The sequence below is a fragment of the Stenotrophomonas sp. PAMC25021 genome, assembly GCF_004795795.1.
Classification (GTDB): Bacteria; Pseudomonadota; Gammaproteobacteria; order Xanthomonadales; family Xanthomonadaceae; genus Stenotrophomonas; species Stenotrophomonas muris.
Genome location: NZ_CP039255.1, coordinates 3,688,858 through 3,715,133 on the forward strand (window position 1 = coordinate 3,688,858; position 26,276 = coordinate 3,715,133).

23 protein-coding genes and 1 pseudogene are annotated in these 26,276 nt (G+C 67.0%); 13 read left to right on the top strand and 11 right to left on the bottom strand.

Going from position 1 to position 26,276, the window contains the following annotated elements; genetic code table 11:
* Positions 1-4 precede the first annotated feature (4 nt).
* From arsC to E5790_RS17070, 3 genes are all read right to left on the bottom strand, one after another.
* Positions 5-346, bottom strand: coding sequence for an arsenate reductase (glutaredoxin) (gene arsC, locus E5790_RS17060; protein ID WP_111206012.1), 342 nt, complete (start codon positions 344-346; stop codon positions 5-7).
* The gene (locus E5790_RS17065; protein WP_053496454.1) at positions 346-1,500 is read right to left on the bottom strand and encodes a phospholipase A; all 1,155 of its coding nucleotides are present in this window, start codon (positions 1,498-1,500) and stop codon (positions 346-348) included. Before E5790_RS17065 ends, arsC begins: the two co-directional genes overlap by 1 nt.
* Positions 1,501-1,618: 118 nt before the next feature.
* Positions 1,619-2,104, bottom strand: coding sequence for a DUF456 domain-containing protein (locus E5790_RS17070; protein WP_032958895.1), 486 nt, complete (start codon positions 2,102-2,104; stop codon positions 1,619-1,621).
* A 235-nt stretch (positions 2,105-2,339) separates the two neighbouring features.
* Here E5790_RS17070 and E5790_RS17075 point away from each other — a divergent pair, with 235 nt between their 5' ends.
* Positions 2,340-2,549 carry a cold-shock protein gene (locus E5790_RS17075; RefSeq protein WP_014647720.1) on the top strand — a complete coding sequence of 70 codons (210 nt, stop codon included), beginning with the start codon at positions 2,340-2,342 and terminating at the stop codon, positions 2,547-2,549.
* Between the two features lie 72 nt (positions 2,550-2,621).
* Here the strand turns inward: E5790_RS17075 and E5790_RS17080 are convergent, their stop codons facing one another.
* Entirely contained in the window at positions 2,622-3,116 is a 495-nt protein-coding gene (locus tag E5790_RS17080) for a glycine zipper 2TM domain-containing protein (RefSeq protein WP_005417545.1), read from the bottom strand.
* 136 nt (positions 3,117-3,252) lie between these two features.
* Entirely contained in the window at positions 3,253-3,687 is a 435-nt protein-coding gene (locus tag E5790_RS17085; protein WP_014647719.1) for a cytochrome c, read from the bottom strand.
* 79 nt (positions 3,688-3,766) lie between these two features.
* On the opposite strand from E5790_RS17085, the gene E5790_RS17090 reads away from it, so the two are divergent.
* Entirely contained in the window at positions 3,767-4,591 is an 825-nt protein-coding gene (locus E5790_RS17090) for a tRNA threonylcarbamoyladenosine dehydratase (protein WP_111206013.1), read from the top strand.
* A 34-nt stretch (positions 4,592-4,625) separates the two neighbouring features.
* Here the strand turns inward: E5790_RS17090 and E5790_RS17095 are convergent, their stop codons facing one another.
* Positions 4,626-5,399 (bottom strand): TatD family hydrolase, encoded by a 774-nt coding sequence (locus E5790_RS17095; protein ID WP_111206014.1) that lies wholly within the window; start codon positions 5,397-5,399, stop codon positions 4,626-4,628.
* On the bottom strand, positions 5,396-5,611 hold the full coding sequence (locus E5790_RS17100) for a DUF6116 family protein (protein ID WP_014647716.1): 216 nt from the start codon (positions 5,609-5,611) through the stop codon (positions 5,396-5,398). Before E5790_RS17100 ends, E5790_RS17095 begins: the two co-directional genes overlap by 4 nt.
* A 163-nt stretch (positions 5,612-5,774) precedes the next feature.
* Here E5790_RS17100 and E5790_RS17105 point away from each other — a divergent pair, with 163 nt between their 5' ends.
* The 11 genes and pseudogenes from E5790_RS17105 (at position 5,775) to E5790_RS17155 (ending at position 19,462) form a co-directional block, all read left to right on the top strand.
* Positions 5,775-6,620, top strand: a complete 846-nt coding sequence (locus tag E5790_RS17105; protein WP_046431690.1) for a glycine zipper 2TM domain-containing protein — start codon at positions 5,775-5,777, stop codon at positions 6,618-6,620.
* A gap of 126 nt (positions 6,621-6,746) precedes the next feature.
* Positions 6,747-7,289, top strand: coding sequence for a GNAT family N-acetyltransferase (locus E5790_RS17110; RefSeq protein WP_053495598.1), 543 nt, complete (start codon positions 6,747-6,749; stop codon positions 7,287-7,289).
* Between the two features lie 176 nt (positions 7,290-7,465).
* Entirely contained in the window at positions 7,466-8,122 is a 657-nt protein-coding gene (locus tag E5790_RS17115) for a glutathione S-transferase family protein (RefSeq protein ID WP_111206015.1), read from the top strand.
* 79 nt (positions 8,123-8,201) lie between these two features.
* A pseudogene (locus tag E5790_RS17120) lies at positions 8,202-10,482 on the top strand (thiamine pyrophosphate-dependent enzyme).
* 3 nt (positions 10,483-10,485) lie between these two features.
* The gene (asnB, locus tag E5790_RS17125; protein ID WP_111206016.1) at positions 10,486-12,429 is read left to right on the top strand and encodes an asparagine synthase (glutamine-hydrolyzing); all 1,944 of its coding nucleotides are present in this window, start codon (positions 10,486-10,488) and stop codon (positions 12,427-12,429) included.
* A gap of 66 nt (positions 12,430-12,495) precedes the next feature.
* Positions 12,496-13,056, top strand: a complete 561-nt coding sequence (locus E5790_RS17130) for an NAD(P)H-dependent oxidoreductase (protein ID WP_014647710.1) — start codon at positions 12,496-12,498, stop codon at positions 13,054-13,056.
* A 298-nt stretch (positions 13,057-13,354) separates the two neighbouring features.
* Positions 13,355-14,785 (top strand): replicative DNA helicase, encoded by a 1,431-nt coding sequence (locus E5790_RS17135; RefSeq protein WP_014647708.1) that lies wholly within the window; start codon positions 13,355-13,357, stop codon positions 14,783-14,785.
* Positions 14,786-14,958: 173 nt separating this feature from the next.
* Positions 14,959-17,202: a TonB-dependent receptor gene (locus E5790_RS17140; protein WP_111206017.1), complete on the top strand. Its 2,244-nt coding sequence runs from the start codon at positions 14,959-14,961 to the stop codon at positions 17,200-17,202.
* On the top strand, positions 17,202-18,794 hold the full coding sequence (locus tag E5790_RS17145; protein ID WP_111206018.1) for an alkaline phosphatase D family protein: 1,593 nt from the start codon (positions 17,202-17,204) through the stop codon (positions 18,792-18,794). Before E5790_RS17140 ends, E5790_RS17145 begins: the two co-directional genes overlap by 1 nt.
* 210 nt (positions 18,795-19,004) lie before the next feature.
* On the top strand, positions 19,005-19,217 hold the full coding sequence (locus E5790_RS17150) for a hypothetical protein (RefSeq protein ID WP_032958903.1): 213 nt from the start codon (positions 19,005-19,007) through the stop codon (positions 19,215-19,217).
* Positions 19,214-19,462: a hypothetical protein gene (locus E5790_RS17155; RefSeq protein WP_053495588.1), complete on the top strand. Its 249-nt coding sequence runs from the start codon at positions 19,214-19,216 to the stop codon at positions 19,460-19,462. The genes E5790_RS17150 and E5790_RS17155 overlap by 4 nt, the downstream gene beginning before the upstream one ends.
* Before the next feature lie 148 nt (positions 19,463-19,610).
* On the opposite strand, the gene lpdA is transcribed toward E5790_RS17155, so the two are convergent.
* The 4 genes from lpdA to E5790_RS17175 form a co-directional block, all read right to left on the bottom strand.
* The gene (gene lpdA / locus E5790_RS17160) at positions 19,611-21,047 is read right to left on the bottom strand and encodes a dihydrolipoyl dehydrogenase (RefSeq protein ID WP_014647703.1); all 1,437 of its coding nucleotides are present in this window, start codon (positions 21,045-21,047) and stop codon (positions 19,611-19,613) included.
* Between the two features lie 63 nt (positions 21,048-21,110).
* On the bottom strand, positions 21,111-22,313 hold the full coding sequence (gene sucB, locus E5790_RS17165; RefSeq protein ID WP_014647702.1) for a dihydrolipoyllysine-residue succinyltransferase: 1,203 nt from the start codon (positions 22,311-22,313) through the stop codon (positions 21,111-21,113).
* Between the two features lie 40 nt (positions 22,314-22,353).
* On the bottom strand, positions 22,354-25,185 hold the full coding sequence (locus E5790_RS17170; protein WP_014647701.1) for a 2-oxoglutarate dehydrogenase E1 component: 2,832 nt from the start codon (positions 25,183-25,185) through the stop codon (positions 22,354-22,356).
* A gap of 186 nt (positions 25,186-25,371) precedes the next feature.
* Entirely contained in the window at positions 25,372-26,268 is an 897-nt protein-coding gene (locus tag E5790_RS17175) for a GNAT family N-acetyltransferase (RefSeq protein WP_136191780.1), read from the bottom strand.
* Positions 26,269-26,276: the final 8 nt, after the last annotated feature.

A 26,276-nucleotide genomic window follows, 5' to 3' on the forward strand; every position in this document is an offset into this window, starting at 1 on the left:
TCCGTTACAGGATCTCCAGTACCGTTTCCGGCGGGCGGCACAGCCGTGTGCCCTTGGGCGTGCGCACCACGGGGCGGTTGATCAGGCGCGGGTGTTCGGCCATCGCAGCCAGCAGGGTGGCATCGTCGGCATCTTCCAGCCCGAGTTCGGCGAACTGGGTCTCCTTGCTGCGCACCAGGTCGCGCGCGCTCAGGGCCGACTCGGCCAGCACCTGGCGCAGCGTGGCCGCGTCGGGTGGGGCGCCCAGGTACTCGATCACCACCGGGTCGAAGCCCGCATCGCGGATCAGCTTCAGTGCGCCGCGCGAGTTGCTGCAGGCCGGGTTGTGCCAGATCGTCACGTCCATCAGAACCACTCCAGCAGCGACACGCCCACGCCCACATAGGTGGCCTTGTGGTTGTAGTCGATCATGCTCTCGCCATAGCCGTCGAAGACCTGCACATGGCCACGCAGCAGATTGCTGATCGGAAAGCCGTAATCCAGCTGCAGTGCACCGTGGGAGCGGCTGCCGGTGCGCAGCGAATGACGCGCCATCAGCGCGACTTCATGCCCGTTGCGGTTCCAGATCAGGGTCGCGTCACCCCGGCCCATGTAATCCTCGATGTCCGGATTATTGTCTTCGCTGCGGCTTTCCGGGATGCGGTACCACGGGCGCAGCACCAGCGCCCAGTTCTCGCGATCCAGGCCGATGTTGAGCATGACCCGGTTCCAGCTGCGCGAGAGCGGATCGGCCCGTCCGTTGGACTGGTGGTTGAGGCTGATACCGGTCATGCGCCCGCGCCAGCCACCGATCGAGTAGCCGTTGCGGAACACCATCATCACTTCGGGTTCGTAGTTGGTTTCGCGGAACGGGCGCGAATCCTCGCTGTTGTAGGCCTGCCAGCGCGAACTCTGGGTGTAGCCAGCCCAGATGTCGCCGTTGTCGCCGAACAGGTTCTCGGCGATCTTGGTCTTGAAGCTGATCTGGAACTTCAGCTCGGCACTGTCGAGTACCTGCGGGGTCGTCACGCTGTTGGCCGGGTTCGGCGAATGCGGCGTGGTGTTGCGGTCGCTGGTCCAGAACGCCGGCAGCAGGTACACCGGCTTGTAGGCACGCAGCTGGAAGGGCCCCAGCTTGGAGTCCTCGGCCAGCTCCCAGCGGCTGTCCAGCAGCGAACCGCGGCCAGCATTGGCCAGCGCGCTGTCCGGTGCCGCCGGACGGAACAGGTCGCTGACCCGCTCGCGCAGCTTTTCCTCGCCCTGGCTCACGCGCGCGGTCTGTCGTTCCTCGCGGCGCGCCTGCGCAGCCGATTCGGCGGCGGCATCGGCGGCGGCGGTGGCCTCCGGGGTGTGCCCGAAGAGGCGGTCATAGCAGGCCAGGCGGGCCGCGTCGGTGGTGATCGCCGCGCAGGCGGCCGGCGAGGTGTCGGCGCTGGGCGCGAACTCCTGCGCAGCCAACGGTGCACTGGCCAGGGCAAGCGCCAGCGGCGCCAGACGGGGAAGCAGCGTGGGGAGGGTCATTGCAGCAGGCCCTTCGATGGATACGGGAATCGCACAGTGTGGCGGCTGCACCGGATCGCGGCCAGCCCCACCGTTTATGCACGGCCACGGCGTGCGCGTGGCGTGAAGGCTAGGTGGCTCAGAAGAACCAGGCGAACGCGAACAGGCCCAGCATCGCGATCACCACCGCCAGTTTCAGTGCCAGGCCGAGCAGGATGCCGAGCCAGGTCGCCAGGCCCACCTTGGTCGAGCGGCCGAGTTCGCGGGTGTGCCAGTACTCGCCGAGCAGGGCGCCGACCAGCGGTCCGGCAAACAGGCCGATGGGCATGAAGAACAGGCCGACGATGCTGCCGACGAAGGTGCCCCACAGGGCCTTGCGGCTGGCGCCGACGCGCTGCGCGCCAACTACGGTGGCGAGCACGTCCACCAACAGTGAAAGCAGGGTCAGCACGCCCAGCGCGACCAGGGTGGGCCAGCCGACGTGGGCGAAGCCGTCGGCCCAGGCCGCCAGCAGCAGCCCGATGAACACCAGCGGGATGCCCGGGAGGGCCGGCAGGATGATGCCGGCGATGCCGATCAGGACAAAAATGACCGCTAGCAGATATAAGATGAATGAGAGTCCCATGCTGTCCCGTATGGTGGCCGTTTTGGGGTTGACAGTGAAAGATTTTGCCAGTTGCTTTTTCGTTTTGGGCGGGTTAAGTTGCAGTCGCTGAGCTTGGCAAGGTCACCGTGGATCGTGGCCTGATGAAGCAAGATCTTTCCGATCCGCTGCATCGATGCACCTCGCTTCCCCCTTGCTTGTCAGCCGCCCACCGGGCGTTTCCAACAACAAGAGAGAGTCAAAGGGAGTTAGTGAGATGGCTGAGCGCGAGACCGGTACCGTAAAGTGGTTCAATGATGCGAAGGGCTTCGGCTTCATCAGCCGGCAGAATGGCGAGGACGTGTTCGTGCACTTCCGCGCCATCGAGACCCAGGGCTTCAAGAGCCTCAAGGAAGGCCAGACTGTGAGCTTCGAAGTCGTGCAGGGCCAGAAGGGCCTGCAGGCTGACAAGGTGCAGCCGGTGTAATACCCGCCGCCCGTCGGCATGAAAAAGGCCCGCGCAAGCGGGCCTTTTTCTTTGCCGTTGGCCCGGTGCAGGTCAGCGCAGGATGACCTTGCCATTAACGACGCGCACGTAGGTGTTCTCGCGGATGCCGCCGAGATCGCGCTGGTTGACCACGATGGTGCGGCCATCATCCATGCGCACGCTGATGTCATAGGTATCGCTGGTGACGTTCTTCTGGATCTGGTTGCCGGCCAGGGCACCACCGACCGCGCCTGCGGCGGCGGCGATGTTCTTGTTGCCACGGCTGCCACCGGTGTGGTCGGAGATTTCATGGCCGGCCACGGCGCCGACGATGCCGCCGAGGATCGCGCCGGTCGCGCTGGGCGCGGTGCGGCCCGAGGGCACGGTGTTGATGCGGGTGACGATGCCACAGTCAGCGCAACGGCCTTGGTTGTAGCCGCCATTGTTGCCGTAGCCGCCGTTGTTGTAGCCGTTGTTGTAACCACCGCCGCTGTAACCGGGCGAGGTGGCACAGCCAGCCAGCGCGAGGGTAGCGATGGCGCTGGCGGCGATGAGCTGGATCTTCATGGGGCGTCTCCTGGCCGTGAAGGCGGGTGGGTTGGGTGGTACTGCGTCGTGCAGCAGGGTGGACGAATCCTCTCCTTTCGAACGTGAACAACGCGCCAACCGTGTGCGTGCTGCCCGGCTGCAGGATGAATGCGGCTCAGCGGAAATCCTGGTGGCAGGCGCGGCAGTCCGCCTGCAGTGTTTCCACCAGCTGGGCGAGGGCCCTGCAGTCGCCGGGGGGTGAGGCCAGCGCCGTGTTGAGGTTGCCGCGCAGCTGGCTGGCGTGCTGCTGGAACTGCGCACTGTCCTTCAGCCCGGGAAACGCCTGGTCCAGGTCATTGGACAGCAGGCGCAGCACCTGCAGCCGCGGCACGCTGTCAGCCAGGCTGCAGCGGTTCTGCAGCTGGGCCTGCTGCAGCAGCTGTGACTGCCGCTGCATCACCTGCATCAGGCTGCCCGGGAACGGATCGCGACGCGCCTGCAGGGCGCGGCCGACCATTACCGTGGCGATCAGGCCGATCAGCAGGCCCAGGCAGAGCACGAACAGGTAGCGATGGGCGCTGGACAGGCGGCGGGGCGGGCTGGCATTCATGCGGGCACTCCGGGCGTGCAACGGTGGGTTCGACGCCGGCGTACTGCGGGCGCCAGCACCTGCACGTTAAAATAGCCCGATGAACGAACAGGTCAAACAACGCTTCGCCGGCATCGAACGGCTGTACGGCGTGGGTGCACTCGAGCGCCTGCAGGGCAGCCGCGTGGCGGTGGTCGGCATGGGCGGCGTCGGCTCGTGGGTGGTGGAGGCGCTGGCCCGTTCGGCCGTCGGCCACCTGACCCTGATCGATGCCGACGATATCTGCGTGTCCAACACCAACCGGCAGCTGCCGGCGATGGAAGGCAACTACGGCCGCAACAAGGCCGAGGCGATGGCCGAGCGTTGCCGTGCGATCAATCCGGACATCGGGGTCGACGCGGTGCAGGCATTCCTGACCGTGTCCAACATGGCCGCGCTGCTGGACCGGGGGTTCGATCTGGTGATCGATGCCTGCGACAGCTTCCGGGTCAAGGTCGAGACGATCGCATGGTGCCGCCGCCGCAAGCTGCCGTTGCTGACCGTCGGTGCCGCCGGTGGCCGTACCGATCCGACCCTGGTGCGCATCCGCGATGTCTCTCGCACCGAGCACGACGCCATGCTGGCGCTGATCCGCAAGAAGCTGCGCAGCGAATTCAACTTCCCGAAGAACGCCAAGCGCTATTTCGGCGTACCGGCGGTGTATTCGCTGGAGAATGTGAAGTACCCGCAGGCCGATGGCAGCGTCTGCGGCATCCGTCCGAACCTGGGCGCCGATGCGGCGTTGAAGCTGGACTGTGGTGCCGGCCTGGGCGCGGCAACCCACATCACCGGCGCGTTCGCCTTCGCGGCGGTTGGCAAGGCGCTGGAGATGCTGCTGGAGCCGAAGAAGGTGAAGGTGGATGCGGTAGAGGCCAGCGCGGTGTGATGGATCGTGCCGGCCAGCGGCCGGCACCTACCCGTTACATTGCCGGCAGCGCGAACAATCGCCGCGCATTCTCCGTCGTGGCCTGGGCCACGGCTTCCAGCTCCATCCCGCGCAGTGCGGCCACGTGCCGGGCAATGGTCGCCAGCCGCGCTGGCTCGTTGCGCTGGCCGCGGATGCCGGCGTCGGGCTGGTCGGGCGCGTCGGTTTCCAGCAGCAGCTGTTCCAGCGGCATCTCGCGCACCAGCCGCTGCAGCCGTTGCGCGCGATCGTAGGTCAGTGGGCCACCGAGGCCGAGCAGGAAGCCCTGCCTGTGCAGTTGCGCGGCCTGTTCCGGGCTGCCGGAAAAGCTGTGCACCACGCCGCGCAGGCCGCCGACGCGGCGGATGGCGGAGATCACCGCATCCACCGCGCGTCGCGCGTGCACGATCACCGGCAACTCGAATTCGCGGGCCAGTTCCAGCTGGCCGATGAAATACGCCTGCTGGGCGTCGGCGTCCAGCCCTTCGACAAAGAAGTCCAGGCCGCATTCGCCGATCGCACAGGGGCGTTCGCGCTCGATCCACTCGCGCAGCAGTGGCAGGTGCCCGGGCTGGTGATCGGCCAGGAACATCGGATGCAGGCCGTAGGCCGGGTACAGCCCCGGCGCCTGCTGGCAGACCTCACGCAGCTTCGGCCAGCTGGCCGCGGTCACCGCCGGTGCCACCTGCTGGCGCACCCCCGCGGCCTGCGCACGCTCGATCACCGCAGCGCGGTCACGGTCGAACCCGCTGGCATCCAGATGGCAGTGGCTGTCAACCAGGATGCTCAACGCTGTTCCAGCGGCGGAGGTGTTGCGGCGTTGCGGCTCTTCCAGTTGGCCAGCAGCAGCGTGCCGAAGCCCAGCACCAGCTCATCGACGAACGGGATCGGGTCCGGGATGAACAAGGTCAGCACGAACAGGCCGGCGGTGAGCTTGAACAGGGTGGGGTAGCGCAGCCGGCGGGCCCATTGCAGTACCGGCAGCAGCATCGGGTTGGCCATGGCGGGAAGCCTCGTGGGGAATATGCAAACGCTACCACGGGCCCAGCATTTCCCGATGCTGAATGGGTTATCGGAATGAGCAGGAAATGTGGAGATTCCGTTCAGGCAGCGCATGCTGCAATCTGCCCCGAGAACGTTGCGGATGGTCCGCAAGGAGCAGGTCATGAAAAGCACAACTACAACTGTCCTGGTCGCAGCGGGCGCGCTGCTGGTCGGTGGCATCGCCACCGCCGCCTTCATGAAGAGTGGTGACAAGTCGCCCGATTCCATCAGCGCCGGAACCCCCAATGGTGAATCGCGCCTCGTTGAAGGTAACGCTTCTGACGACGGCGCACGTGGTGACAAGCTGGACCCGTCCGCGCCGCGCGGGCTTGAATATGCCGATGTGCTGAAGGTTGACCCGATCACCGAGAAGCAGAAGGCCTACGCCACCGTGATCGGCACCGATCCAGTGCGCGAGACCTCCACCACCCAGACCCCGCACGAGGTCTGCCAGGACGTGACGGTGCAGGAACGCCTGCCGGAACGCGATGGCAACGTCGGCGGCACCGTGGTCGGCGCTGTGGTCGGTGGCCTGCTCGGCAACCAGGTCGGTGGCGGCAACGGCAAGAAGGCCGCGACCGCCGCCGGTGCCGTGGCCGGCGGCTTCATCGGCAACCAGATCGACAAGCGCCATGTGGGTGGCCGTGTGGTCAACCGCACCGAGCGCCAGTGCCACACCGAGACCGCCACCTCCGAGTCGAGCCGCGTCACCGGCTACAACGTGACCTATCGCAATGAGGATGGCACCACCGGCACCATGCGCATGGCCAGCAAGCCGGGCAACCGCATTGCCATGGGTACCAACGACGTGGTGAAGGGTTACAACGTGACCTACCGCTATGACGGCGCGGAGAAGACCGTGCGCATGGACAACAAGCCGGCCAGCGATCGCCTGCCGGTGGTCGATGGCCAGCTGGTCACGCAGACCGCTGCCGCCGGTGCCACTGCCGCAGCCACGCGCCAGTAATCCCGGCGCAGCATGCAGTACCTGACGGGCCGGCTCATGCCGGCCCGTTTCATTGCGACCGGCGATATTCATCCGCGCAGGGAAGCCATCCTCCATCATGGGTGCTCCCTTCGACATGGAGCCGGCATGAGCATCTTCGACCTGCGCATCGAAACCGAGCGGCTGATCCTGCGCCCGCTGCTTCGCGAGGACTACGAGCCGTACCTGGCGTTCTGCGCCGACGAGGCCACGATGCGTACCCTGGGCGGCGTGCAGCCACCCTCGGTGGCCTGGCGCGGTTTCTGCAGCCTGGCCGGCGCCTGGCAGCTGTTCGGCTTCTCGATGTTCAGCGTGATCGAGAAATCCAGCGGCGACTGGATCGGGCGGATGGGACCGTGGCAGCCGCAGGACTGGCCGGGTACCGAGGTTGGTTGGGGCATCCGTCATGCCAGCTGGGGCCGGGGCTATGCGCCGGAGGCGGCGGTCGCGGCGATCGACTGGGCGTTCGATACGCTGGGCTGGGCCGAGGTGATCCATACCATCGCCGAGGACAACGACAACTCGCGGGCCGTGGCACGCAAGCTGGGAAGCACCCTGCTGCGCATGGGGGAGTTGCCAGCGCCATACAACGACAAGCCCATGCAGATCTGGGGCCAGTCGCGCGAACAGTGGCGGCAACGCGCGCGCTGAGCGTGGCTTGGTAGTGCCGGCCGCTGGCCGGCAATCGCTTGGATCCAGCTGCATCGAGGATGCCGGCCAGCGGCCGGCACTACCGTGTAGTCATGCTGCACCCGCGCTTGGCATTCACTGGCGTGCTTGCCAGACTGCACGCAGCCGGCCGCCGGCCGGATCCGAGGGAGCAGGCAATGGTGGAAGAGCGCGTCCCGTTGACGGTGCACGGCATGTCGGTGTCAGGCAATTGCCACAAGGTCCGCCTGCTGCTGGAGCAGCTCGGCAGCCGCTACCGCTGGGTGGAAGTGGACAGTGCCCACGGCCAGACCCACACCCCCGAGTTCCTCGCGCTCAATCCCAATGCCAAGGTGCCGTTGATCGTCCGCGACGATGGCCGCGTGCTGACCGAGTCCAATGCGATCCTTTTCTGGCTGGCCGAAGGCACGCCCTACCTGCCCACCGATGGCTGGGAGCGCGCGCAGGCACTGAGCTGGATGTTCTTCGAGCAGTACACGCACGAGCCGTGCGTAGCGGTCGCGCGCTTCATCCGCGGCTGGACCCCGCCTGGGTCGCCGCGCCGCGCCGAACTGCCACGCCTGCACGAGCGCGCCGCCACTGCACTGGCGGTGATGGAGCAGCACCTGCGTGATGCGCAATGGTTCACCGGCAGTGGGTACGGCATCGCCGACATCGCGCTGTTCGCCTACACCGACGTCGCAGGCGAGGGTGGAATCAGCCTGCAGCCGTTCCCGGAAGTTCGCGCCTGGTTGCAGCGCGTGCGCGGGCAGCCGCGCTTCCTGCCGATGCCGGCGGTGACCGCCGAGGTGCGCGCCCGCTTCGAGGCCGCATGACTCTCACCAAGGTGATCCCCCACAGGGTAGCGCCTGGCCAACCCCGGGCGGAATGCAACAACGACACGGAGGGTGTTCGATGTTCGCTGTGGTTCCAGATCCGATTCCCGCACGCATGCGCGTGCTCAACCGCGCCGACGTGTGCGACGCCAATTTCCTCGACGCGGTGCGTGGCTGGCGCGGTACCCCGCGCCCGCGCCCGGCGCCGGATGCGCCGATCCTGCCGGGCAGCACGCTTACCGCCGCCGCGTTTGGCGAGCTGTTCGATTCGCAGCTGGCCAGCCGCCAGCTGGACTTGATGGCGCGCGTGCTGCGCGTGCAGAACAAGGTCTTCTACACCATCGGTTCATCCGGCCACGAAGGCAATGCGCTGCTGGCGCGGGCCTGCCGGCATACGGATCCAGCATTCCTGCACTATCGCTCCGGTGCCTTCATGGCCGAGCGCTCACGCCAGGTGCCGGGGATCGACCCGCTGCGCGATGCCGCGCTGTCCTTTGCTGCCAGCGCCGATGACCCGGCCAGCGGGGGGCGGCACAAGGTGTGGGGCAGCAAACCGTTGTGGGTGCTGCCGCAGACCCTCGACCATCGCCTCGCATCTGCCGAAAGCGCTGGGCACCGCGCTGGCCCTCGAAAGCGGCAAGCGGCTGGGCCACGAACTGCCGATTCCGGCCGACAGCATCGTACTGTGCTCGTTCGGCGACGCCTCGGCCAACCATGCCACCGCGCAGACCGCGTTCAACACCGCGATGTGGTCGGCCTACCAGAAGCTGCCGGCACCGGTCCTGTTCGTCTGCGAGGACAATGGCCTGGGCATCTCGGTGAAAACGCCTGAAGGCTGGATTGCCGAACGCTTCAGCGGTCAGCCCGGGCTGGACTATTTCTACGCCGATGGCCTCGACCTGGCCACCGGCCATGCGCAGGTGCAGGCGGCGGTGGAGCACTGCCGGCGTACGCGGCGGCCGACCTTCCTGCATCTGCGCACCACGCGCCTGATGGGGCACGCCGGCACCGACTTCGAGGTGGAATGGCGCGCGTTGCCCGAGCTGTGCGCGGCCGAGGCGCAGGATCCGCTGCTGCGCTCGGCACAGATCGCGATGGAATCGGGCTGGATGGATGCGGCCGCCATCGAGGTGGCCTACGAGACGATGCGCGCGCGCTGCATGGCCGCCGCCGCCGATGCCGAAGGACGGCCGAAGCTGCAGTCGCTGCGGGAAGTGATGGAGCCGCTTGCGCCCTATACGCCGGCTGCGGTGCAGGCCGAAGCACGGCGCGAGGTGCCCGCCGGAACGCGTGAAGCGCTGTATGGCGGTGCGGAGGCGTTGCCCGAACGGCAGGCGCCACGCCACCTCGCGATCCAGATCAACCATGCCCTGCAGGAACTGCTGGCGAAGTATCCGCAGAGCCTGCTGTTCGGTGAGGACGTCGCACAGAAGGGCGGTGTCTACACCGTCACCAAGGATCTGCTGCGCCGCTTCGGCCCACGCCGGGTGTTCAACACCCTGCTGGACGAGACCATGATCCTGGGCATGGCTCAGGGCCTGGCCAACCTGGGCATGCTGCCGATTCCGGAGATCCAGTACCTGGCCTATCTGCACAACGCCATCGACCAGGTGCGCGGCGAAGCGTGTTCGCTGCAGTTCTTCTCCAACGACCAGTACCGCAACCCGATGCTGGTGCGGGTGGCCGGGCTGGGCTACCAGAAGGGCTTCGGTGGCCACTTCCACAACGACAACTCGATCACCGCGTTGCGCGACATCCCAGGGCTGGTGGTGGGCTGCCCGTCGCGTGGCGACGATGCGGTGATGATGCTGCGCACGCTGGCCGCACTGGCGCGGGTGGATGGGCGGGTGGCGGTGTTCCTGGAGCCGATCGCGTTGTACATGAGCAAGGACCTGCACGAAGCCGGCGATGGCCAGTGGCTGTTCGACTTCCCCGCACAGGGCCAGTCGCTGGTGCCGGGGGAGGGCCGGGTCTATGCGCCGGAGGCCGGCGACCTGGTGATCTATACCTATGGCAACGGCGTGCCGATGGCATTGCGCGCATCGCGGGCGATCGAGCAGCAGCTGGGCTGGCAGGTGCGGGTGGTCGACCTGCGCTGGCTGGTACCGCTGGACGCGGGCTTCATCACTGCCCAGGCCGCCAGCGCACGGCGGGTGCTGGTGCTGGATGAAGGCCGCCACAGCGGCGGGGTGGGCGAGGGCGTGGTCACCGCGCTGGTCGAGGCCGGGTTCGGCCATCTGCCGTTGCGCCGGGTCTGTGGTGCCGACACCTACACGCCACTGGCGGGGGCAGCAATGTTCGGGCTTCCAAGCGACAATGCGGTGATTGGCGCCGCCCTCGACCTGGCGCAGGAACCCTGATGCATGTGTGGATTGGCGGGAATGTTGTTGCCGGCGCCGCTGGCGTCGGCCGAGGCGCTGCAGGCGCAGGCCCTGGCCATGGGCCAGGCGCTGCACCACCGCGGGCCCGATGATGGCGGCAGCTGGGTCGATGCCGACGCGGGCATCGCGCTGGCGCATCGCCGCCTGAGCATCCTCGACCTGTCCCCGCTGGGCCACCAGCCGATGGCCTCGGCCGACGGCCGCTACGTGATGGCCTACAACGGCGAGGTCTACAACTTCGCCGCCCTGCGCGAGGAACTGGAGCCGCTGGGGCATGCCTTCCGCGGCCATTCCGACACCGAAGTACTGCTGGCGGCGATCCTGCAATGGGGCGTGGAAGACACCCTGCAGCGCTGCAACGGCATGTTCGCCATCGCGCTGTGGGACCGCCAGGAGCGTTGCCTGTGGCTGGCCCGCGATCGCGTCGGCAAGAAGCCGCTGTACTACGGCTGGGCCGGCGACACGCTGGTGTTCGGTTCGGAACTGAAAGCGCTCTGGCAGCACCCGGCGTTCGACAACGACATCGACCGCGATGCGCTTACCTTGCTGCTGCGGCTGGATTACATCCCGGCGCCGCACAGCATCCACCAGCGCTGCTACAAGCTGATGCCGGGCCGGGTGTTGCGCCTGGACGCGGCGGCCGTCGCTGCCGGCGCATCCGCGCATCGTCCGGAACAGGCACAGCGGCCGTACTGGGATGCGCGCGCGCGCATGCAGGCGGCGCTGGCCGCACCCTTCAAGGGCCGCATCGAGGACGCCGAGGAACAGCTGGACACGCTGCTGCGCGACGCGGTGGCGCTACGCATGGTGGCCGACGTGCCGGTCGGCGTATTCCTGTCCGGTGGCACCGATTCCTCACTGGTGGCGTCGCTGATGCAGGCCCAGAGCGGGCAGCCGGTGCACAGCTTCAGCATCGGCTTCACCGATTCGGGACATGACGAGGCGCCGCTGGCCCGGGAGCTGGCGGCCCACCTGGGCTGTGACCATACCGAGTTGTACGTCAGCGGCGCCGACGCGCTGGCGGTGGTGCCGCAGTTGCCGGCGATGTTCGATGAGCCTTTTGCCGACGCGTCGCAGGTGCCGACCGCGCTGGTCGCCCGGCTGGCGCGGCAGGGCGTGACCGTGGCGCTGTCTGGTGACGGTGGCGATGAGCTGTTCTTCGGCTATACCCGGTATGTGCGCGCGCTGCGCAACTGGCAGATGCTCGGCCGCGTGCCGGGGCCGCTGCGGCGCTGGATGGGCGCGCGTGCGCAGCAGCAGGGCGAAGCCTCGCGCACCGGCGGCCTGGCCGCGCTGCTGGCCGAGACCGGTGCGCGTGGCATCGGCGACGTCTACCGCAACCGCATCTCGCGCTGGCGCGACCCGGCCGCGGCGGTGACCGGCGCGCGGGCCGCCGGCAGCTTCTACGACCTGGCCGATCCGCTGCACGGCGCGGGTACGCCGGCCGACGCGATGATGCTGGCCGATTTCGTGACCTACCTGCCGGACGATCTGTTGTGCAAGGTCGACCGCACCTCGATGGCGGTCAGCCTGGAGGCGCGCGCACCGCTGCTGGACTGGCGGGTGGCCGAGTTCGCCTGGTCGCTGCCGTTGGGCTTCAAGCGCAGCGAGACCACCAGCAAGGTGCTGCTCAAGCGCGTGCTGGGCCGTTACGTGCCGCATTCGATGGTGCACCGTCCCAAGCGCGGTTTCGGCGCGCCGGTCAGTGACTGGCTGAAAGGCGACCTGCGGCCCTGGGCCGAGGACCTGCTGCAGCCGGCGCGGCTGGAGCGTGAGGGCGTGCTGTCGGCGGCGGCGGTGCAGCCGCTGTGGCAGCAGTTCCTGGGAGGGCAGCGCAAGTGGCATACCCATCTGTGGAACGTGCTGATGTTCCAGGCCTGGCAGGCGCATTGGCGGCAGGTGCGCGCAGGCATTGTGGGCGGCTGATCTTCACCGGCCTGCACGGGCCCGGCGACTAGGCTGGGCCTCCCGCACCATGAGGAGTATGTCCCGATGTCCGTCCCCACCATTGCCGTGTTCGTCGGCAGCCTGCGCAAGGACTCGTGCAACCGCAAGCTGGCCCATGCGCTGGAGAAGATCGCCGGTGATCGCGCACGCTTCCAGTACGTGCAGATCGGCGACCTGCCGTTGTATGACCAGGACTTCGACGCGCAGTACCCGGCGCAGGGTACCCGGCTGAAGGACCAGGTGCGCGCCGCTGACGCGGTGCTGTTCGTCACCCCCGAATACAACCGGTCGGTGCCGGGCGTGCTCAAGAACGCCATCGATATCGGCTCGCGCCCCTACGGTGACAGTGCGTTTGCCGGCAAGCCGGCGGCGGTGATCGGCGCCTCCATCGGGCAGATCGGTACCGCCGTGGCCCAGCAGCACCTGCGCAACACCCTGGCCTTCCTGGACATGCATGTGCTTGGGCAGCCCGAGGCGTTCATCCACTTCAAGGAGGGCCTGATCGATGCCGACGGCACGATCCACAACGAGGGCACGCAGAAGTTCCTGCAGGGCTACGTGGACCGGTTCCTGGCGCTGATCGCGGTGCACGTCAAGGGCGATTGACGCCTGCGGGGTCGGAGTTCCCTGCGTCGCAGAGGGATCCGACCCCAACCACGCCCCGGGGTCGGATCCTGACGCGCAGCGACGGGCTCCGACCCGTGGCGCCTGATCTGCGATAATGCTCCGCTCGGGTGCCGCAATGGCGCCTGTCGCAGGCAGTGCGACGCCCCCACGCCAGTCTGGCCAGGCGCCGGCGGATATCCCCCGTTTCTCCACGGCTTATCCACAGGCTTGTCCATGGTCGCCGGGGTCGGCGCATGCCTACACTCGTCTGGCCCACTTTTGCAGGAAACACCGCAGCATGTCCGCTCGTCCCGGCTTCCGTTCCAACCGCAGAGAGCGCGGTGATGGCTTCGATCGCGATCGCGACGAGTCGCGCATCGACCAGTTGCGGGTACCGCCGCATTCGGTGGAAGCCGAGCAGGCGGTGCTGGGGGGGCTGATGCTGGCGCCCGAAGCGTATGACCGGGTCAATGACCAGCTGACCGAAGGCGACTTCTACCGTCGCGACCACCAGATGATCTATCGGGCGATCCGCGAGCTCTCCGAGCGCGAGCGTCCGTTCGATGCGGTGACCCTGGGCGAGTGGTTCGAGTCGCAGGGCAAGATGGAACTGGTGGGCGACGGTGCCTATCTGATCGAACTGGCCAGTACCACGCCGTCGGCTGCCAACATCGTGGCCTACGCCGAGATCGTGCGTGACAAGGCAGTGTTGCGCCAGCTGATCCAGGTGGGCACCGACATCGTCAACGACGGTTTCCAGCCCGAAGGCCGCGACAGCAGCGAGCTGCTGGCCTCGGCGGAAAAGAGCGTGTTCGCCATTGCCGAACAGGGCGCACGTGGTCGCACCGATTTCGTGGCCATGCCCGGTGCGCTGAAGGATGCATTCGAGGAGCTGCGCAATCGCTTCGAGAACGGCGGCAACATCACCGGCCTGCCGACCGGGTACACCGATTTCGATGCGATGACCGCCGGCCTGCAGCCGACCGATCTGATCATCCTCGCGGCGCGCCCGGCCATGGGCAAGACCACCTTCGCGCTGAACATCGCCGAGTACGCGGCGATCAAGTCGAAGAAGGGCGTGGCGGTGTTCTCGATGGAAATGTCGGCATCGCAGCTGGCGATGCGCCTGATTTCCTCCAATGGCCGCATCAACGCGCAGCGCCTGCGTACCGGCCAGCTGGAAGACGAGGACTGGAGCCGCGTCACCAGCGCGATCAAGATGCTGAAGGAAACCAAGATCTTCATCGACGATACGCCGGGCGTGTCGCCGGAAGTGCTGCGCTCCAAGTGCCGCCGCCTCAAGCGCGAGCATGACCTCGGCCTGATCGTGATCGACTACCTGCAGCTGATGAGCGTGCCCGGCAACAGCGAAAACCGCGCGACCGAAATCTCGGAGATCTCGCGTTCGTTGAAGGGCCTGGCCAAGGAATTGAATGTGCCGGTGATCGCGCTGTCACAGCTCAACCGCTCGCTGGAAACGCGTACCGACAAGCGCCCGGTGATGGCCGACCTTCGCGAGTCGGGCGCAATCGAGCAGGACGCGGACATGATCGTGTTCATCTACCGCGACGACTACTACAACAAGGAAAACTCGCCGGACAAGGGCCTGGCCGAGATCATCATCGGCAAGCACCGTGGTGGCCCGACCGGCTCGTGCAAGCTGAAGTTCTTCGGCGAGTACACCCGCTTCGACAACCTGGCCCACGATTCGGTCGGCTCGTTCGAATAACGGCCATGCCGGCCGCTGGCCGGCAATCGCCTTCCGGACGGTAAACCATTCGGAACGCAAGGATTCCGCATGTGGCGTGTAAATGACATGTAACGCGCCGCTTCTACGATTCCGCCGCTGCTGCCCTTCGACGCCGCCCTTCGGCGTCCAGCGTGCCCAAGGAATCCGCCTCCATGTCGTCCCACGCTCCGCTTCGCCGCAATCTGCTGGCCCTGCTGGTCTGTGCTTCGCTGCCGTCGCTCGCTGCCGCTGAAACCGCCCCCGCCCCCGACGCACCGTCGGCGACCACCCTCGATTCGATCTCGGTGATCGGCCGCGGTGAAGCCCGCCAGGTGCAGCGCGTGACCGCCGAGGACATGAAGATCCTGCCGCCCGGTGCGAACCCACTGAAGCTGCTGGCCAGCAAGCCGGGCGTTCACTTCGAGTCGGCCGATGCCACCGGCGCCTACGAATGGTCCACCACCATCAGCCTGCGTGGCTTCAACCAGAGCCGCCTGGGCTACACGCTCGATGGCATCCCGCTGGGCAACATGGCCTATGGCAACAGCAACGGCCTGCACATCAGCCGTGCCGTGATCAGCGAGAACCTGGGCGGAGCCGAAGTGTCCACCGGCATCGGCGCGCTGGGTACGCCGTCCACCAGCAACCTCGGTGGCGTGTTCCAGTTCTATTCGATCGATCCGTCCACCGAGTACGGCGTGGTGCTGGCGCAGGGCTTCGGCAGCGACAGCGCGCGGCGCAGCTATGCGCGCCTGGAGACGGGTGAGCACCAGGGCTTTGCGGCCTACCTGTCCGGCGTGTACTCCGAAGGCGACAAGTGGAAGGGCAAGGGCTCGCAGGAGCTGAAACAGTTCAACGGCAAGGCCACCTACAATTTCGGAACGGACAGCAGGATCACCGCGCTGTTCAACGCCTCGCGCCGCGTCGAGGCGGACTACCAGGACCTGTCGCTGGAGATGATCGATCGCCTTGGCTGGGACTGGGACAACTACGCGCCGGACTGGGATCGTGCCGTCGCCGCCGCGCGCGGCAGGTTCACGGGCGGCGTCAACAGCCCCTGGGATGCGTACTACTCCGGCCACGGCCTGCGCAACGATGACCTTTCCAGCATCGCCGGCGATTTCGGCCTGAACGAGTCGATGCGGCTGAAGGTCAACGTCTACAACCACAGCAACCGTGGCCAGGGCCACTGGTTCAGCCCGTCCAATCCGTCCAACCCGGGCACCGGTCGCGAGATTCCGATCTCGATCCGCACCACCGAGTACGCGATCGACCGTACCGGCGTGACCTCGGCGTTCACCTGGAACGTCGGCGGCCACGACCTGGAAGCCGGCCTCTGGTACGAGGACAACGGCCACAGCGTGCAGCGCAACTTCTACTACATCGACGGCCCGGTCACCGATGACTTCTTCCTGCGCAACCCGGACCAGCGCGTGTGGCACCAGCGCTACACCACCATTACCCGCCAGTTCTACGTGCAGGACCGCTTCCGCCTGTTCGATGACCGGCTGACCATCGACATCGGTGCGAAGTCGCCGCACACCCGCACCCGCGTGCGCACGCCACTGGGCAGCTATGCCAACAACAGCAGCCTGACTTCGAAGAAGGGCCTGCTGCCTCAGGCGGGTTTCAACTTCAAGCTCAACGAAGGCAACGAGATCTTCGGTTCGTTCGCCAGGAACATCGCCGCCTACGCGTTGGGCGTGGGCAGCCCGTTCAACGTGCCGCAGGCGGCGTTCGATGCCAGCGCGCAGGACTTGAAGCCGGAACAGTCACGCACCCTGGAAATGGGCTGGCGCGGCTACGGGAAGGGCTATGAAGCCTCGGTTGCGGTGTACGACGTCAAGTTCGACAACCGCCTGCTGGCGATCGCCCAGTGCGTGGGCATCCTCGGCTGCCCGGCGCTGTTCTCCAACGTCGGTTCGGTGACCAGCCGCGGCGCCGAGGCGACACTGCAGCTGAAGCCGATGCAGGACCTGGCCTGGTCCAACGCGCTGTCCTGGAATGACAGCACCTACGACAACGACTACGTGAACAATGGCGTGGTGCCGACCCGCGGCAAGAAGACCGTCGACACCCCCGAATGGATGTTCGCCAGCACCCTGGCCTGGACCCCGGGCCCCTGGGACATGCGCCTGTCGGCCAACCACGTCGGCAAGCGCTACGTGACCTATACCAACGACGCGTCGGTGCCGAGCTACTGGCTGGTCAATGCCTCCGTGGCCTATGACTTCGGCGCGCTGGGCCCGGCGCAGAACCTGACCATGGCGCTGAACCTGACCAACCTGACCGACAAGCGCTACCTGTCTTCGATCAACACCAACGGCACCTACGCCGCCGACCCGACCCGCAGCCTGGCGACCATGCAGGTCGGCGCGCCGCGCCAGGTGATGGCCACCGCCACCGTGCGCTTCTGATGCGCGGGCCTGTGGATCCGGAACGCCGTCGTCGCCTGCTGCGCATGGCGTGGCAGGGCACGGGGGCGGCGATCGCGCTGGCGGCGATGCCGGGGCTGGCCACGGCCGGCCCACGGCCGCGGCTGGGGGGTGATCCGTTCACCCTTGGTGTCGCCGCCGGTGATCCGGATCCACAGGGGGCCGTGTTGTGGACGCGGCTGGCGCCGGACCCGCTCAACGGCGGCGGCATGCCGTCGCGGGCGGTGCCGGTGCGCTGGTTCGTGGCCGAAGACGCCGGCATGCGCCGGCTGGTACAGCGGGGCGTCGCTGCCGCGGTGCCGGAGCTGGCCCATTCGGTGCACGTGGAGGTCAATGGCCTGCGCCCGGGCCGCGACTACTACTACCGCTTCGCCTGCGATGGCGATGAGGAAAGCGCGGTCGGCCACTTCCGCACCGCGTCGCTACCGGACACGCAGCTGCAGCAGCTGCGGCTGGCCCTGTGCACCTGCCAGGCCTGGAACAGTGGCTACTATCCGGTGCTGCGCGATATCGCACGGAGCGATGTCGACCTCGTGCTGCATGCCGGCGACTACCTGTATGAATACAGCCCGCTGCAGAACGTGCGTGGCACCATGCTGGACGCGGCGCGTTTCAGTGGCGAGACGGTGAGCCTGGAGCGCTACCGTGACCAGTACGCGCTGTACAAGCTCGACCCGGATCTGCAGGCGGCCCATGCCGCACACGCCTTCGCGGTGATCTGGGACGATCACGAGGTGCAGAACGACTACTCGGGCATCCATCCGGAGAAGCCCAGCGTGTCGATCGAGGACTTCATCGTTCGCCGCGCGGCGGCCTACCGCGCGTTCTACGAACACCTGCCGATGCGCAGCACGCCTGCGGGCAATGGCGGCCTGCGCGTGCACCGGCGCCTGCGTTACGGCGATCTGGCACAGCTGACCCTGCTCGACTGCCGCCAGTTCCGCCCGGCCAATCCCTGCGGTGTGGGCGAGTCACCGCGCTGCGAAGCGGCGCTGGATCCGCGCATGAGCATGCTCGGCACGGGGCAGGAAGCGTGGTTCACGCAGTCGATGGCCGCCGCGCAGGGCACGCGCTGGAACGTGGTGGTGCAGCAGCTGCTGATGTCGCAGCTGCGGCTGGACGGCGGCACGCCACGCGAGCGCTTCTGGAACGACGCCTGGGATGGCTATCCCGCCGCACGCAGGCGTCTGCTGCAGGCGATGCAGGCGGGCGGGCAGGGCAATGCCATCGTGCTGGGCGGCGACTGGCATTCCACCTTCGTCAATGACCTGAAGCTGGATTTCGACGCGGCCAGCGCGCCGGTCGTGGCCACCGAATTCATCGCCCCGGCGATCAGCAGTGGCGGCGACGACACGCCGTACGGGCCGTACTACGGGCCATCGATTCCGCAGAATCCGCATATCCGCTATTTCGACGGCGACCGCCGCGGCTGGTGGGAGCTGCAGCTGAACCGGCAGACCGTGGACGCCGAGCTCCGCTTCGCCGACAGCGTGCTGCGCCCGGATGCCGCAGTGCGTACCGCGGCGCGATTCCAGGTGACCCATGGCCGCCCGGGCGCGGTGCAGCTCCTGTAGAGCCGAGCCCACGCTCGGCTGTCGCGCGCAGCGCGGGTTTTCTGTGATCGCAACGAAGAGCAGCCGAGCGCGGGCTCGGCTCTACAACGACGGCCCTGCACCGGATTTCATCGCCCCCAGCCCGGGTTTCGTCGCAAACCGTTTGCCGGCGGCGAGGGCAGGGCGCCAAGGTGTCCGCAGGCGGCAGGGTGCCGCCCCAAGGAGACCGTGATGAAGACCCTGTTCGCGCTCGGTGTGTGGTGCCTGCTGTTCGTGCTGTGCTGGCCGCTGGCGATCCTCGCCCTGATCGCCTGGCCGCTCGTGTGGCTGCTGAGCCTGCCGTTCCGCCTGGTCGGCATCACCTTCTCGGCGTTGTTCGCCTTCCTGCGCGCGCTGTTCATGCTGCCGGCGCGGTTGCTTGGCGGCCGGGCGGTTCCCGCATGAGGAGGGTGCTGCTGGCCGGTCTGGTCCTGTTGCCAGGCCCGGTGCTGGCCGCACCCCCGGTACCCCCGTCGGCGTGGCTGGAGCGCGAGCAGAGCGCTGCGGCTGACGAAGCCAATGCAGCGGCGGTCCCTGCGCCGAAAGCCGAGGCGCGCTGCCGGGTGGTCAAGCAATGGAAGGCCGGCGATACGGTGGTACAGCACAGGGTCTGTGAGGATCCACCGAAGAAGCCGGCTGGAAAGGTGTAGCGCCGAGCCCATGCTCGGCGGCCTTTGCAGGGCAGCCGAGCGTGGGCTCGGCGCTACAGGGAAACGGGCAACAAAAAACCCCGCCGGGGCGGGGTTTTTCGTCTGCAGGTGAGTGCCGACCAACGGTCGGCACCTACCATGATGCCGATCAGTTCGCCTTGTGGATGGCGCGCTTGCTGACCGCCATCGCCGCGTCGTGGACCACTTCCGACAGCGACGGGTGGGCGTGGCAGATGCGGGCCAGGTCATCGGCCGAACCGCTGAACTCCATGGTCAGCACGCCTTCGTGCACCAGCTCGGAGACGTTGGCGCCGACCAGGTGCATGCCGAGGATGCGATCGGTTTCGGCATGGGCCAGAATCTTCACGAAGCCTGCCGGCTCGATCATCGCCACGGCACGGCCGTTGGCGGCGAACGGGAAGCTGCCGGCCTTGTACGGAATGCCTTCGGCCTTCAGCTGCGCTTCGGTCTTGCCGACCCAGGCCAGTTCCGGTTCGGTGTAGATGACCCACGGGATGGTGTCGAAGTTGACGTGGCCCGGCAGGCCGGCGATCAGCTCAGCCACCGCGATGCCTTCCTCGAAGCCCTTGTGCGCCAGCATCGGGCCGCGCACGCAGTCGCCGACTGCCCACACACCGTTGACGCCGGTGTGGCAGTGCGCATCGACTTCGATCTGGCCGCGCTCGTTGATCTTGACGCCGGTGCCTTCGGCCAGCAGGCCCTTGGTGGCGGCGCGACGACCAACGGCCACCAGCAGCTTGTCCACGGTCAGGGTCTTTTCGCCTTCCGCGTCGGTGTAGGTGACGATGACTTCCTTCTTCTTGCCCTTGCCGGTGATCTCGGTCTTGGAGACCTTGGCATTGAGCTTGATGTCCAGGCCCTGCTTCTTGAATTCCTTGGCAGCCGCCTTGGCCACTTCGGCATCGGCAGCCGCCAGGAACTCCGGCATGGCTTCCAGGATGGTGACTTCAGCGCCCAGGCGCTTCCACACGCTGCCCAGTTCCAGGCCGATCACGCCGGCGCCGATCACGGCCAGGCGGTTCGGCACTTCGGTGAAGTCCAGGCCGCCAACGTTGTCGACGATGGTCTCGCCGTCGAACTTGGCGAACGGCAGTTCGATCGAATCCGAACCGGCCGCGATGATGACGTTGGTGCCCTTCAGCTCGACGATGGAACCGTCATGCTGGGTGACCTTGACCACGTTGCCCGGCTGCAGTTCACCGAAGCCGTAGTAGGCGGCGACCTTGTTGGCCTTGAACAGCATGCCGATGCCGCCGGTGAACTGCTTGACGATCTTGTCCTTGCGGCCAACCATCGCCTCGACGTCGATCTTGGCATCCTTGAAGCTGATGCCGTGGTCGCCAAAGATGTGGCCCATGTTCCAGAACTGGCGCGAGGAATCCAGCAGCGCCTTGGACGGGATGCAGCCCACGCGCAGGCAGGTGCCGCCGAGGGCCGGCTTGCCGTCCTTGCCCAGCGCTGCATCGATGCAGGCGGTCTTCAGGCCCAGCTGGGCCGCGCGGATGGCAGCGTGGTAACCGGCCGGGCCGGCACCGATGACGACGACGTCGAATTGTTCAGCCATTGAATTATTCCTTGATGCATTACCAGAACCCCTCCGCGCAGGCGCGGAGGGGCGGGAGGTGTCTTACAGGCCGAACAGCATGCGGCCCGGGTTTTCCAGCTGGTTCTTGATGTCCACCAGGAACTGCACCGAGTCCTTGCCGTCGATGATGCGGTGGTCGTAGGACAGCGCCAGGTACATCATCGGCGCGATCACGACCTGGCCGTTCTGGGCGATCGGACGCTCCTTGATGGCGTGCATGCCCAGGATGGCGCTCTGCGGCGGGTTGATGATCGGGGTCGACAGCAGCGAACCGAAGGTGCCGCCGTTGGTCACGGTGAAGGTGCCGCCCTGCAGTTCTTCCAGGCCCAGCTTGCCGTCTCGGGCCTTCTTGGCGTAGTCGGCGATGGTCTTCTCGATGTCGGCGAACGACATGCGCTCGACGTTGCGCAGCACCGGCGTGACCAGGCCCTTCTCGGTCGAGACGGCGATCGAGATGTCCGAGTAGCCGTGATAGATGATGTCGTCGCCGTCGATCGAGGCGTTGACCAGCGGGAAGCGCTGCAGCGCGTTGGCGGCGGCCTTCACGAAGAAGCTCATGAAGCCCAGCTTGATGCCGTGTGCCTTGACGAACTCGTCCTGCAGTTCCTTGCGCGCCGCCGACACCTTGGACAGGTCGACTTCGTTGAAGGTGGTCAGCATCGCGGTGGAGTTCTTCGACTCCATCAGGCGCTCGGCGATGCGCTTGCGGATGCGGGTCATCGGCACGCGCTCTTCCGGGCGTGCGCCACCGGCCTTGCCGGCGCCGCCGTTGCGGGCGAAGTTGACGATGTCTTCCTTGGTGACCGCGCCGCGACGGCCGGTGCCGTCGACATCGGCCGGGTTCACGCCTTCAGTGATGGCGGTGAAGCGGGCGCCCGGCGGCAGCGCATCGGCGGCCGACTTGGCGGCCGGGGCCGGCGCAGCGGCAGCGGCCGGAGCCGGAGCGGCGGCGGCCGGAGCAGCGGCCGGAGCGGCCTCGGCGGTCGGTGCCGGAGCAGCTGCAACGGCGCCTTCCTCGATGATCGCCACGACCTGGCTGGAGGTCACGGTCGAGCCTTCGGCGAACTTGATTTCCTTCAGCACGCCGTCGACCGGCGACGGCACTTCCAGGACGACCTTGTCGGTTTCCAGGTCAAGCAGGTTTTCGTCGCGCTTGACGGCGTCGCCCACCTTCTTGTGCCAGGTGGCGATGGTGCCGTCGGCGACGGATTCGGGCAGTACCGGGGCTTTGACTTCGGTGGCCATTGCGGGAGCTTCCTGGTTTGTCTTCTAAATAGGGGGAGGATTATTCAGCGAACGTGTCGTTGAACGGGTTGACCAGTGCGTCGGCGATCAGCTGCTGCTGCTCGCGGACGTGGTCAGCCATGTGACCGGCAGCCGGCGAGGCCGAACGTGCGCGACCGGCGTAGTGCAGGTTCTGGCCATCGGCCAGGCAGAACTGCAGATGGTGGCGGATCTGGTACCACGCGCCCTGGTTCTGCGGTTCTTCCTGCGTCCACACCACGTCGGTGGCCTTGCCGTACTTCTTCAGTTCGGCCGCCAGCAGCGCACGCGGGAACGGATACAGCTGCTCCACGCGGATGATCGCCACGTCGTCCTGGCCACGCTTGATCTGGTCCTCCAGCAGGTCGTAATAGACCTTGCCCGAGCACAGCACCACGCGCTTGACCTTCTTGGCGTCTGCGTTGGCGTCGCCGATCAGGTGCTGGAACTCGCCGTTGGCCAGCTCGTCCAGGGTCGACACGGCCAGCTTGTGGCGCAGCAGCGACTTCGGCGACATCACCACCAGCGGCTTGCGGGTGGTCATGTGCAGCTGGCGACGCAGCATGTGGAAGGCCTGGGCCGGGGTCGACGGCACGACCACCAGCATGTTCTCCAGCGCGCACAGCTGCAGGAAGCGCTCCAGGCGCGCCGAGCTGTGTTCCGGGCCTTGCCCTTCATAGCCATGCGGCAGCAGCAGGGTCAGGCCGGAAATGCGGCCCCACTTGGCTTCACCGGCGGCGATGAACTGGTCGATCACCACCTGGGCACCGTTGGCGAAGTCGCCGAACTGGCCTTCCCAGATGCACAGCGTGTTCGGATCGGTGGTGGAGAAGCCGTACTCGTAGGCCATCACCGCTTCTTCGCTCAGCAGCGAATCGATGACGGTGGCCTTCTCCGGCGAATCCACCAGCTGCCGCAGCGGCATGTAGTAGTTGTCGGTCTTCTGGTCGTGCAGGATCGCGTGGCGATGCGTGAACGTACCGCGGCCCACGTCCTGGCCGACCAGGCGCAGTGCATGGCCTTCGTCGAGCAGGGTGGCGTAGGCCAGGTTCTCGGCAAAGCCCCAGTCGCCCGGGATCTCGCCGGCGGCCATCTTGCGGCGGTCGTCATAGACCTTGGCCACGCGCGAGTGCAGCTGCACTTCATCGGGAATGGTGTTGATCAGCTTGGCCAGCTCGACCAGCTTGTTCTTCTCGACCTTGGTCGAGACCGGGTCGGACAGCTTGCCTTCCAGCAGCTTCGGCCAATCGACGAACAGCGGGCTGCTCGGCGGGGTCTTCTCGACCTTGGCCAGCTCGGTGGTCACTTCACCGGCGTCCAGCTTCTCGCGGTAGGCATCGACCATCGCCTTGCCGGCGCCGGCGGCGATCACGCCCGCCTTTTCCAGCTGCTCGGCGTACATCTCGCGGGTGGTCGGGTGCTTGCGGATCACCTGGTACATCAGCGGCTGGGTGATCGCCGGTTCGTCGGCCTCGTTGTGGCCCCAGCGGCGGTAGCACATCAGGTCGATGACCACGTCCTTGGCGAACGTCTGGCGGAATTCGAAGGCCAGCTGTGCGGCGAACACCACTGCTTCCGGGTCATCGCCGTTCACGTGCAGCACCGGCGCGGCGATCATCTTCGCCACGTCGGTGGCATAGCGCGTGGAACGCGTATCCAGCGGGTTGGAGGTGGTGAAGCCGACCTGGTTGTTGACCACGATGTGCACGGTGCCGCCGACGGCGAAGCCGCGGGCCTGTGACATCTGGAACAGTTCCATGACCACGCCCTGGCCGGAGAAGGCCGCGTCGCCGTGGATCAGGATCGGCATGACCTGCTTGCGCGCGGTGTCCTTGCGGCGCTCCTGGCGCGAACGCACGGAACCGGCCACGACCGGGTCGGCGATTTCCAGGTGCGACGGGTTGAACGCCAGCGCCAGGTGCACCGGGCCGCCATCGGTGGCGACGTCGGCGGAGAAGCCCATGTGGTACTTCACGTCGCCGGCCGAGGCGTGCTCGTCGTGCTCGAACTTGCCTTCGAACTCGTCGAACAGCTTGCGCGGGTTCTTGCCCAGGGTGTTGACCAGCACGTTCAGGCGGCCACGGTGGGCCATGCCGATCACCACATCCTTGACGCCATCCTTGCCGGCGTTGCGGATGATGGTGTCCATCATCGGGATCAGCGAATCGCCGCCTTCCAGCGAGAACCGCTTCTGGCCGACGTACTTGGTGTGCAGGTAGCGCTCCAGGCCTTCGGCCGCAGTCAGGCGCTCCAGGGTGCGGCGCTGGGTGTCAGCGTCCAGCTGGTAGTTGCCACCGGCCGCTTCCAGCTTCTTGTAGATCCACTGGCGCTGCTCGACCTCGGAGATGTGCATGAACTCCGCACCGATCGAGCCGGTGTAGGTCGCCTTCAGGCGTGCCAGCAGGTCGCGCAGCTTCATGCGCGGCTGGCCGCCGACGCCGCCGGTGCTGAACTCGCTGTTGAGGTCGGCATCGGACAGGCTGTGGAACGGCAGGCCCAGATCCGGGGTATTGACCGGTGCGGCCAGGCCCAGCGGATCGAGGCGGGCGTCCAGGTGGCCGCGCGAACGGTAGGCGGTGATCAGACGACCGACATTGCGCTCGCGCTCGTCGCCTGCACCGTTACCGGTACCGGCCTTCAGCGCATCCTTGGCCGCGTCCGCAATGTGGGAGATGACGGCCGAGTGCGGAATGTCACCTGCTTCGCGGCCCTTGAAGCCGTCGAAGTAGGTTTTCCATTTGGGATCGACACTATCCGGGGAGACCAGGTACTGCTCGTACAGGTCCTCGACATAGGAGGCGTTGCCGCCGGCGAGTTGCGAAGATTGCGCAAACTGCTTCAGTTGATTGTCCACGATGGAGGGTGTTGATTCGCTTTGTGGGGTATGGCTTCAGAAGGACCCGGCAGGAAGATGAATAGCCCTGCGCGGGCGCGTTCAAACAGCCAAATTGTACCCCCAACCGGACACGAAGGGGCACCACCACAGGTATCCCGCGTCCGCCGATGCCGGTTCCAGACAGGTTCGGTCGGCTGTGCCGACTCAGATGCCGAGCGCACGCAGTTCGCTGCAGACGCGCGAACGGTCCCAGACACGCTGCAATTGCTGCTCGAACGGCTGCGAACGTGCTGGCAGCGCGATGCCGGCCTCGCCGTCGAGGCGATGGCCGATCAGACGAAAGTAGAAGTCGCCCGCATCGTTGAGCAGGCAGGCCGAGGCCAGCGCGCGGTCGACCGGATCGCTGACCTCGCGGAACTGGACCACGCTGGGCAGGCGCTGGGCCAGCGCCAGCAGCGGCGACCCGGCAGACGCGATCGCGGCGGCGTCGTGCACGATCACCCGCAGCTGCTTGTCGTGGCGGGCGGTGACGAAGCGGCGCAGGGCGGACTGTGCCGGGGGCGCGTCGAGCAGCCCCGGGTCCAGTTGGCGGCTGTGCAGCCACAGCTGGCGACGGGCGCGGTGGATGATGGCCGTGGTGATCGCCACCGCCTCGACGCGGCTGTCGATGGCGCTGGCCACGCCCAGCCGGCGGCGCATCTGCTGGTGTCCGATGCCGGCTTCCTCGAACACCTCGCCCTCGGGCAGGAAGCCCTGGCGTGCATAGAAATCGCACGCGGGCAGCTGGGCGTGCAGGTGCAGTTCGGCCAGGCCGAGCCGGCGCCCGGCTTCGACCAGGGCCGCCAGCAGGGCCTCGCCGACCCCGTTGCTGCGATGGGTGGCCAGCACGGCCATGCGGCCGATGCGGCCGTCCGGAGCCAGCCTGCCGGTGCCGACCGGCTGGCCGTCACTGTCCAGCGCCAGCACATGGGCACTGACCGGGTCCAGCGCATCGCGTTCCAGCTCGGCGGCGATGCCCTGTTCCTGCACGAACACGCGTTGGCGCACGTCGTGGATGGCAACGTGGGCGTCGGCGTGGCTGACCTGCTGGACCCGGATCATGACGATGG

What these genes read in the sequence shown, in the direction of transcription:
- arsC (WP_111206012.1), bottom strand. Translation starts at nt 346, where the DNA reads ATGGACGTGACGATCTGGCACAACCCGGCCTGCAGCAACTCGCGCGGC.
- E5790_RS17065 (WP_053496454.1), bottom strand. Translation starts at nt 1,500, where the DNA reads ATGACCCTCCCCACGCTGCTTCCCCGTCTGGCGCCGCTGGCGCTTGCC.
- E5790_RS17070 (WP_032958895.1), bottom strand. Translation starts at nt 2,104, where the DNA reads ATGGGACTCTCATTCATCTTATATCTGCTAGCGGTCATTTTTGTCCTG.
- E5790_RS17075 (WP_014647720.1), top strand. Translation starts at nt 2,340, where the DNA reads ATGGCTGAGCGCGAGACCGGTACCGTAAAGTGGTTCAATGATGCGAAG.
- E5790_RS17080 (WP_005417545.1), bottom strand. Translation starts at nt 3,116, where the DNA reads ATGAAGATCCAGCTCATCGCCGCCAGCGCCATCGCTACCCTCGCGCTG.
- E5790_RS17085 (WP_014647719.1), bottom strand. Translation starts at nt 3,687, where the DNA reads ATGAATGCCAGCCCGCCCCGCCGCCTGTCCAGCGCCCATCGCTACCTG.
- E5790_RS17090 (WP_111206013.1), top strand. Translation starts at nt 3,767, where the DNA reads ATGAACGAACAGGTCAAACAACGCTTCGCCGGCATCGAACGGCTGTAC.
- E5790_RS17100 (WP_014647716.1), bottom strand. Translation starts at nt 5,611, where the DNA reads ATGGCCAACCCGATGCTGCTGCCGGTACTGCAATGGGCCCGCCGGCTG.
- E5790_RS17105 (WP_046431690.1), top strand. Translation starts at nt 5,775, where the DNA reads ATGAAAAGCACAACTACAACTGTCCTGGTCGCAGCGGGCGCGCTGCTG.
- E5790_RS17110 (WP_053495598.1), top strand. Translation starts at nt 6,747, where the DNA reads ATGAGCATCTTCGACCTGCGCATCGAAACCGAGCGGCTGATCCTGCGC.
- E5790_RS17115 (WP_111206015.1), top strand. Translation starts at nt 7,466, where the DNA reads ATGGTGGAAGAGCGCGTCCCGTTGACGGTGCACGGCATGTCGGTGTCA.
- asnB (WP_111206016.1), top strand. Translation starts at nt 10,486, where the DNA reads ATGTGTGGATTGGCGGGAATGTTGTTGCCGGCGCCGCTGGCGTCGGCC.
- E5790_RS17130 (WP_014647710.1), top strand. Translation starts at nt 12,496, where the DNA reads ATGTCCGTCCCCACCATTGCCGTGTTCGTCGGCAGCCTGCGCAAGGAC.
- E5790_RS17135 (WP_014647708.1), top strand. Translation starts at nt 13,355, where the DNA reads ATGTCCGCTCGTCCCGGCTTCCGTTCCAACCGCAGAGAGCGCGGTGAT.
- E5790_RS17140 (WP_111206017.1), top strand. Translation starts at nt 14,959, where the DNA reads ATGTCGTCCCACGCTCCGCTTCGCCGCAATCTGCTGGCCCTGCTGGTC.
- E5790_RS17145 (WP_111206018.1), top strand. Translation starts at nt 17,202, where the DNA reads ATGCGCGGGCCTGTGGATCCGGAACGCCGTCGTCGCCTGCTGCGCATG.
- E5790_RS17150 (WP_032958903.1), top strand. Translation starts at nt 19,005, where the DNA reads ATGAAGACCCTGTTCGCGCTCGGTGTGTGGTGCCTGCTGTTCGTGCTG.
- E5790_RS17155 (WP_053495588.1), top strand. Translation starts at nt 19,214, where the DNA reads ATGAGGAGGGTGCTGCTGGCCGGTCTGGTCCTGTTGCCAGGCCCGGTG.
- lpdA (WP_014647703.1), bottom strand. Translation starts at nt 21,047, where the DNA reads ATGGCTGAACAATTCGACGTCGTCGTCATCGGTGCCGGCCCGGCCGGT.
- sucB (WP_014647702.1), bottom strand. Translation starts at nt 22,313, where the DNA reads ATGGCCACCGAAGTCAAAGCCCCGGTACTGCCCGAATCCGTCGCCGAC.
- E5790_RS17175 (WP_136191780.1), bottom strand. Translation starts at nt 26,268, where the DNA reads ATGATCCGGGTCCAGCAGGTCAGCCACGCCGACGCCCACGTTGCCATC.